The sequence below is a fragment of the Actinomadura sp. genome (assembly GCF_044508335.1).
Lineage (GTDB): Bacteria > Actinomycetota > Actinomycetes > Streptosporangiales > Streptosporangiaceae > Spirillospora.
In genome coordinates, this window is the sequence record NZ_JBIQHY010000106.1 from 17,089 (window position 1) to 24,552 (window position 7,464).

At 71.7% G+C, this 7,464-nt stretch carries 8 protein-coding genes and 1 tRNA gene; 8 read left to right on the forward strand and 1 reads right to left on the reverse strand.

Features of this window, described 5'->3' with window-relative positions:
• A partial coding sequence (locus ACIWVC_RS27285) for a LysR substrate-binding domain-containing protein (protein WP_396454756.1) occupies positions 1-842 on the reverse strand: 842 nt, incomplete at its 3' end.
• A gap of 217 nt (positions 843-1,059) precedes the next feature.
• Here ACIWVC_RS27285 and ACIWVC_RS27290 point away from each other — a divergent pair.
• From ACIWVC_RS27290 to ACIWVC_RS27325, 8 genes are all read left to right on the forward strand, one after another.
• Positions 1,060-2,493 (forward strand): form I ribulose bisphosphate carboxylase large subunit, encoded by a 1,434-nt coding sequence (locus tag ACIWVC_RS27290; RefSeq protein ID WP_396451112.1) that lies wholly within the window; start codon positions 1,060-1,062, stop codon positions 2,491-2,493.
• Complete coding sequence (locus tag ACIWVC_RS27295; RefSeq protein ID WP_396451110.1) at positions 2,493-2,921, forward strand: ribulose bisphosphate carboxylase small subunit; 429 nt, start codon at positions 2,493-2,495, stop codon at positions 2,919-2,921. The genes ACIWVC_RS27290 and ACIWVC_RS27295 overlap by 1 nt, the downstream gene beginning before the upstream one ends.
• The gene (gene cbbX / locus ACIWVC_RS27300) at positions 2,918-3,868 is read left to right on the forward strand and encodes a CbbX protein (RefSeq protein ID WP_396451109.1); all 951 of its coding nucleotides are present in this window, start codon (positions 2,918-2,920) and stop codon (positions 3,866-3,868) included. Before ACIWVC_RS27295 ends, cbbX begins: the two co-directional genes overlap by 4 nt.
• Before the next feature lie 79 nt (positions 3,869-3,947).
• Positions 3,948-4,856: a PAC2 family protein gene (locus ACIWVC_RS27305; protein ID WP_396451107.1), complete on the forward strand. Its 909-nt coding sequence runs from the start codon at positions 3,948-3,950 to the stop codon at positions 4,854-4,856.
• A 48-nt stretch (positions 4,857-4,904) separates the two neighbouring features.
• A complete protein-coding gene (locus tag ACIWVC_RS27310; RefSeq protein WP_396454757.1) occupies positions 4,905-5,324 on the forward strand; it encodes a CBS domain-containing protein in 420 nt (139 codons plus the stop codon).
• The gene (locus ACIWVC_RS27315) at positions 5,321-5,956 is read left to right on the forward strand and encodes a dienelactone hydrolase family protein (protein WP_396451103.1); all 636 of its coding nucleotides are present in this window, start codon (positions 5,321-5,323) and stop codon (positions 5,954-5,956) included. The genes ACIWVC_RS27310 and ACIWVC_RS27315 overlap by 4 nt, the downstream gene beginning before the upstream one ends.
• Positions 5,956-7,107, forward strand: a complete 1,152-nt coding sequence (locus tag ACIWVC_RS27320; RefSeq protein ID WP_396454758.1) for a geranylgeranyl reductase family protein — start codon at positions 5,956-5,958, stop codon at positions 7,105-7,107. The genes ACIWVC_RS27315 and ACIWVC_RS27320 overlap by 1 nt, the downstream gene beginning before the upstream one ends.
• A 54-nt stretch (positions 7,108-7,161) precedes the next feature.
• Positions 7,162-7,233, forward strand: a tRNA-Val gene (locus tag ACIWVC_RS27325).
• The last annotated feature ends 231 nt before the right edge of the window (positions 7,234-7,464 follow it).

Below are 7,464 nucleotides of genomic sequence, written 5' to 3' on the forward strand. Positions count from 1 at the left end.
TCCAGCAGGTGCCGGACGAACAGCAGGGTCGTCGGGGTCGGGGCCGCGCCGGCGACCGCGTGCCAGGGGCGGTCGAGCGGCATCCCCGGCGCGTCCACCACCACCAGCCGCCCGGACTCCAGCTCGGCGCCGACCGCGTCCCGCGACACGAGCGCGACCCCGAGTCCGGCCGCCGCGCCCGCGACGACCGCGCCGTTCGAGCCGAGCACCAGCCGGGGCGGCGCCGCCTCGCGCTCGGCCAGGTAGGCGTCCGCCGTCGCCCGCGTCCCCGAGCCGGGCTCGCGCATCACCCAGGGCGTGCGGGCGAGGGCGAAGCCGTCCGCGAGGCCCGGCGCCCCGACGACCACCAGCTCGTTCGGACGCCTGGCCAGCACGGTCGCGGCGACCTCGGCGGGCGGCCGCCCGGCCAGCACCAGGTCGGCCTCGTGCGCGGCGAGGCTGCTCCACACCTGGCGGCGCGGCCCGACCTCCAGCGCCAGCTCCACGTCCGGCCAGCGCGCCCGGAACGAGGCGAGCAGCTCGGGGAGGAGCTGGTCGGCGGCCGTCGTCACCGCCGCGAGCCGCAGCGGCCCGCGCCCCGGGTCGGCCGCGCCGCGCGCCGCCGCCCGCCCCTCCTCCAGCAGCCCGAGGACCCGGCGGGCGTACCCGGCGTAGACGGCCCCGGCGGGGGTGAGCCGGACGCCGCGGCCGACCTTCTGGACGAGCGGCACGCCGAGCTCGCGGGTCAGCGCCGCGACCGCCGCCGACACCGCCGACTCGGTCACGTACAGCCGCCGCGCCGCCGCCCGCACCGACCCGGTGTCGGCGAGCGCGGCGAACGTCCGCAGCCGGGCCTCCGTCACGTCCGGGCCTCCGTCACGTCCGAACCTCCTCGTTCAAGTGAATGCTCAATGGTCACCGTAGAACACTTGATGGACATCGCAAGTGTCTGGGGGCGAAGCTCGAAGTGTCACGGTTGCACGCGACCGGGGCGCGGCGATCCGCTCCGAGATCCCCTGGGACATGCCGTCCTTCACGCGGAGGGGAGCGCCGCGCCCCGTCGTCCAGGAGGGAGCGGCGATGGGCTCGGGCAGATGGTCGGCGGGCGTGATCCCCTACGCGGAGATGGGCTACTGGCGCCCGGACTACGAACCGAAGGACAGCGACGTCCTCGCCGCGTTCCGGATCACGCCGCAGCCGGGCGTGCCGCCGGAGGAGGCGGGCGCGGCCGTCGCCGGCGAGTCGTCCACCGCGACGTGGACGGTCGTCTGGACGGACCGGCTCACGTCCTACGAGAACTACCAGGGCAAGTGCTACAAGGTGGAGCCGGTCCCCGGCCAGGAGAACCAGTTCATCGCCTACATCGCCTACGACCTCGACCTGTTCGAGGAGGGGTCGATCGCGAACCTGACGTCGTCCATCATCGGGAACGTCTTCGGGTTCAAGGCGCTCAAGGCGCTCCGCCTTGAGGACATGCGCATCCCGCCCCACTACGTGAAGACGTTCCAGGGGCCGGCGCACGGCATCGTCATGGAACGCGAGTACCTGGGCAAGTTCGGGCGTCCGCTGCTGGGCGCCACGGTCAAACCCAAGCTCGGGCTCTCGGCGCGCAACTACGGGCGCGTCGTGTACGAGGCCCTCCGCGGCGGCCTCGACTTCACCAAGGACGACGAGAACATCAACTCCCAGCCGTTCATGCGGTGGCGCGACCGGTTCCTCTACTGCATGGAGGGCGTGAACCGGGCGCAGGCCGCCACGGGCGAGGTCAAGGGCCACTACCTCAACGTCACCGCCGCGACGATGGAGGACATGTACGAGCGCGCCGAGTTCGCCAAGGAACTCGGCAGCGTCGTCGTGATGATCGACCTCACCATCGGCTACACGGCGATCCAGTCGATGGCGAAGTGGGCGCGCAGGAACGGCGTCCTCCTGCATCTGCACCGCGCGGGCCACTCGACGTACACGCGGCAGAAGTCGCACGGCGTCAACTTCCGCGTCATCGCCAAGTGGATGCGGCTGGCGGGCGTCGACCACATCCACGCGGGGACGGTCGTCGGCAAGCTGGAGGGCGACCCCAACAGCGTCCGCGGCTACTACGACACCCTGCGCCTGGACAAGGTGGAGGCCGACCCGGTGAAGGGCCTGTACTTCGACCAGGAGTGGGCGTCGATGCCGGGGACGATGCCCGTCGCGTCCGGCGGCATCCACGCCGGGCAGATGCACCAGCTCCTGCACTACCTGGGCGAGGACTCGATCCTGCAGTTCGGCGGCGGGACGATCGGCCACCCGATGGGCATCGCCGCCGGCGCCACCGCCAACCGCGTCGCCCTCGAAGCGATGATCAAGGCGCGCAACGAGGGCCGCGACTACCTCGCCGAAGGCCCCGAGATCCTGCGCGCCGCGGCCAAGCACAGCCGCGAACTCGACATCGCCCTGTCCACCTGGGGCGACATCACCTTCACCTACGAATCCACCGACACCCCTGACGTCGTCGAGACCCCGGTGAGCGTCTGATGCGAATCACTCAAGGAACCTTCTCGTACCTGCCCGACCTCACTGACGAGGACATCGCCAAGCAGGTCGCCTACGCCCTCGACCAGGGCTGGCCGTGCTCGGTCGAGTTCACCGACGACCCGCACCCGCGCAACTCCTACTGGGAGATGTGGGGCCTGCCGATGTTCGACCTCGCCGACCCCGCCGGCGTCCTGTACGAGATCAACGAGTGCCGCAAGGCGTACCCGGACCGCTACATCCGGCTGAACGCCTACGACGCCCGGTACGGGCGGCAGACCACGGCGCTGTCGTTCATCGTGCAGCGCCCGGCCGACGAGCCCGGCTTCCGGCTCGACCGGACCGAGACGTCCGACCGGCGCGTCCGGTACACGCTCCACCCGTACGCTCTCGACCGGCCCGAGGGCGACCGCTACGGGGCGGGACGTTGACCGAACGCCCCGGCTTCGGGATGCGCCACAACGGCTCCCCGGTGGACTCTTCCCGGGCTCCCGCCACCGGGGAGCCGCTCCCTCCCGGCGCGCGCATCGACCTCGCCAGGGAACGCGCCGACTCGCACGTGGACTCCGTCCTGGACGCCCTGGACGCCGAACTCGTCGGGCTCGCCCCGGTCAAGACCCGCATCCGGGAGATCGCCGCGCTGCTGCTCGTGGACCGCGTCCGCGCCCGGTTCGGCATCGACTCGGGACGCCCCAACCTGCACATGTGCTTCACCGGCAGCCCCGGGACGGGCAAGACGTCGGTCGCCGTCCGGCTCGCCGAACTGCTGCACCGCCTCGGCTACATCCGCCGCGGCCACCTCGTCTCCGTCACCCGCGACGACCTCGTCGGCCAGTACGTCGGCCACACCGCGCCCAAGACCAAGGAGGTCCTGAAGCGCGCCATGGGCGGCGTGCTGTTCATCGACGAGGCGTACTACCTGTACCGGGCGGAGAACGAGCGCGACTACGGGCAGGAGGCCATCGAGATCCTCCTCCAGGTCATGGAGAACCAGCGGGACGACCTCGTCGTCGTCCTCGCCGGCTACAAGGACCGCATGGACGCCTTCTTCGCGTCCAACCCCGGCATGTCCTCCCGCATCGCCCACCACATCGACTTCCCCGACTACGAACCGGACGAGCTGGAGGCCATCGGGCGCCTGATGATGGAACGCGAAGGCTACGGGCTCGCCCCCGAGACCGAACCGGTCTTCCGCGACTACCTGTCCCGGCGCCGCGCGCAGCCCCGGTTCGCCAACGCCCGCTCCGTCCGGAACGCCATCGAACGGGCCCGCCTCCGCCACGCCAGCCGCCTCCTCGCGGGCGGCGGCGACGTGGGCCGCGAGGAACTCACCACCCTTCTCCCGGAAGACTTCCTCGCCAGCCGCGTCTTCGCGTGACCCGCGTCACGTCCGAACCGGGGATGGGCCTCCGCATGTCCTAATGTTGGGCGTAAGACATGTAGAGGTGGGGGAGAAGTTGCTTAACCCTGAGGATCTGTACGAGCTTGACGCCGACCTGCCGGAGATGACGGGTCCGGTGCTGCTGCACAGCCTCGACGGCTTCGTGGACGCCGGATCCACCGGGCAGCTCGTGCGCGAGCACCTCCTGGAGTCACTTGAGCACCGCGTGATCGCCCGCTTCGACGTCGACTCGCTGATCGACTACCGGGCCCGCCGGCCGCCGATGACGTTCGACCGCGACCACTGGGCCTCCTACGACGCGCCCGAGCTGGTCGTCCGGCTGCTGCGCGACGAGGCCGGCAGCCCGTTCCTGATGCTGTCCGGGCCCGAGCCCGACCGGCTGTGGGAGGGGTTCACCTCGGCCGTCGTCCACCTGGTCAAGAAGCTGGGCGTCGGCATCGTCGTCGGGTTCCACGGCATCCCGATGGGCGTCCCGCACACCCGGCCCGTCGGCACCACCGCGCACGCCACCCGGCCCGAGCTGATCACCAAGAACTCGTGGTTCGACAAGGTGCAGGTGCCGGGCAGCGCCGCCGGGCTGCTGGAGCTGCGGCTCGGCGAGGCCGGGCACGACGCCGTCGGGTTCGCCGTGCACGTCCCGCACTACCTCGCCCAGTCCGCCTACCCGGCCGCCGCCGTCGCCGCGCTGGAGGCGATCATCTCCGCGACCGGGCTGGTGCTGCCCGTCGACCGGCTCCGCGACGCGGCCGCCGCCACCGACGCCGACATCGCCGAGCAGGTCGACGGCAACGACGAGGTCGAGAAGGTCGTCCGGGCCCTGGAGCAGCAGTACGACGCGTTCGCCGGCGCCGCCGAGCGCGACAGCCTCCTCGCCGAATCGCAGGACATGCCCACCGCCGAGGAACTCGGCGCCCAGTTCGAGCGGTTCCTCGCCGAGCAGGACGGGCCCGACTCCTCCGGCTGACATATCCCGTCCGCCGCTGGGTAGGCGAGCGCCCGAGGGGAGGTTCGCATGGCCCAGAAGGTGAACGAGGTGATGACGCCGGTTCCCGTGTCGGTGTCCCCGGACACGTCCCTGGCGGAAGTCGGGGATCTGATGCGGCAGCACGGGATCGGCGACGTCCTCGTCGTCCACGAGGGGCGGCTCCGCGGCCTGGTCACCGACCGCGACATCGTGGTCCGCGCCGTCGCCGCGCAGCGCGACATGTCGGGCACCACCGTCGCCGACATCTGCAGCACCAACCTGGTCACGGTCGCGCCCGGCGAGGACGCCGGCGAGGCGGTGCGGCTGATGCGCGAGAACGCCGTCCGCCGCGTCCCCGTCGTGGACGGCGACCGGCCGATCGGCATGGTGTCCATCGGCGACCTCGCCGTCCAGCGGGACGAGCGCTCCGCCCTCGCCGACATCAGCGCCGAACCGCCCAACACATGATCACACTGCGTCTCCAGGACGCCGAACTGCCCGGCGACCTGTCGATACCGGACGGCGCGACGAGCGTCGTCCTGTTCGCGCACGGCAGCGGAAGCTCCCGGCTGAGCCCCCGCAACCGCGCCGTCGCCGAGGGCCTCAACGCCGCCGGCATCGGCACCCTGCTCATCGACCTGCTCACCCAGCACGAAGAGGAGGTCGACCGCGTCACCGCCGCCCTCCGCTTCGACATCGAACTCCTCACCCTCCGCCTGATCGGCGCGATCGACCGCCTCACCGAGGGCCTGGAGTCCGCCCCGCACACCGCGGGCATGCCCATCGGCCTGTTCGGCGCCAGCACCGGCGCCGCCGCCGCGCTGGCCGCCGCCGCGGCCCGGCCCCGCGTCGGCGCGGTCGTCTCCCGCGGCGGCCGCCCCGACCTGGCGGCCCCGTCCCTGCCCCGCGTCCGCGCTCCCGTCCTCCTGATCGTCGGCGGCCGCGACACCGAAGTCCTGGCCCTGAACAAGCAGGCGGCGAAAAGCCTCGACCGCTGCGAGATCCACATCGTCTCCGGCGCGACGCACCTCTTCGAGGAGCCGGGCGCCCTGGAAGAGGTGACCATGCAGGCGGCCGACTGGTTCAATCGGAACCTGTGATGCACGACGTCATCGTGGTGGGCGCCGGACCCGCCGGCACGTCCGCCGCCTGCCACCTGGCCCGCGCCGGCCTGGACGTCCTCATTCTGGAGAAGACGTCCTTCCCCCGCGAGAAGATCTGCGGCGACGGCCTGACACCCCGCGCGGTCGACGAACTCCGCGCCCTCGACATCGACCTCTCCGACTGGTTCCGCACGGAAGGCGTCCGCCTCCTGGGCGCGGGCCGCACCCTCGAACTCCCCTGGCCGTCCGGCCACGGCCTGACCCGCACCCGCAGCGACCTGGACGAACTCCTCGCCCGCAACGCGACCGCCGCCGGCGCGACCCTCCACGAGAACACCAAGGTCACCGCACCCCTCCTGGACCGTGGCCGCGTGACGGGCGTCCGCACAGCCGACGGAACCCACAAGGCCCGCCTGGTCATAGCCGCGGACGGCGCCTCGTCCCGCCTCTCCGTCGCCCTGGGCCTCCACCCCCGCCGCGACCGCCCGATAGGCATCGCGGGCCGCCGCTACTACCGCAGCCCCCGCCACGACGACCCGTACCTCGAAATCCGGCTGGACCTGGCGCCCGCCGGCTACGGCTGGATCTTCGGCATGGGCGACGGCACCTGCAACGTGGGCGTTGCCCTCCTGCGCACCGACCACCCCGACTACCACCACCTGTTCTCCGACTGGCTGAAGACCCTCCCCTTCACCGAAGACGACGCCGTGGGCCCCCTGCGCGGCGCCGCCCTCCCCATGGGCTTCAGCCGCCGCCCCCACTACCTCCCCGGCCTCCTCCTGGTCGGCGACTCCGGCGGCATGGTCAACCCGTTCAGCGGCGAAGGCATCGCCTACTCCCTCCAAGCAGGCCGCATCGCCGCCGAAGTGATCACCAGGGCCTTCCACGGCCCCTTCCCGGAGAAGATCCTCAGCTCCTACCCGTCCGCCATCCGCCGCGCCAGCGGAGCCCCCTTCACCCTCGGCCGCGCCTTCACCCGCGCCATCGAGAACCCCCGCCTCATGCGCCTGGCAACGACCCAGGGCCTCGCCCACCCCACCCTGATGCGCTTCGCCATGACCCTCTTCGACGGCATGCCGCCCGCGACCGTCCCCACCCCCACCGACCGCCTGGCCGCTGCCGTGACCCGCCTGACCCCCACCACCTGACGGATACCGTTTCGCGAAGCCCCCCACGAACCGGGTACGCTTTCCCGGCGACCCGGGCGCGTAGCTCAGGGGTAGAGCACTCGCCTTACAAGCGAGGAGTCGGCGGTTCGAAACCGTCCGCGCCCACCTGCGAAAAGACCCTGTTCCCGATCATGGGAACAGGGTCTTCGTGCCATTAGCGTGCCATTAGCCCACGAGAGCGAGGGGCGCGGCCGGTCCATCGTCGTCATCTCGGTTGGCGCTGTTGATCTTGTTGTCCATGGCCTGGGCGATCGCTCGGTTGCCGCCCACCGTCCGGTGCTGGTAGATCATCGCGGCCCGCACGCTGTCATGGCCCATCCGCTCCATGAGGTCGCG

Bases quoted from the DNA above. Each gene is read 5' to 3' on its own strand.
- ACIWVC_RS27290 (WP_396451112.1), top strand. From the start codon at position 1,060: ATGGGCTCGGGCAGATGGTCGGCGGGCGTGATCCCCTACGCGGAGATG.
- ACIWVC_RS27295 (WP_396451110.1), top strand. From the start codon at position 2,493: ATGCGAATCACTCAAGGAACCTTCTCGTACCTGCCCGACCTCACTGAC.
- ACIWVC_RS27310 (WP_396454757.1), top strand. From the start codon at position 4,905: ATGGCCCAGAAGGTGAACGAGGTGATGACGCCGGTTCCCGTGTCGGTG.
- ACIWVC_RS27315 (WP_396451103.1), top strand. From the start codon at position 5,321: ATGATCACACTGCGTCTCCAGGACGCCGAACTGCCCGGCGACCTGTCG.
- ACIWVC_RS27320 (WP_396454758.1), top strand. From the start codon at position 5,956: ATGCACGACGTCATCGTGGTGGGCGCCGGACCCGCCGGCACGTCCGCC.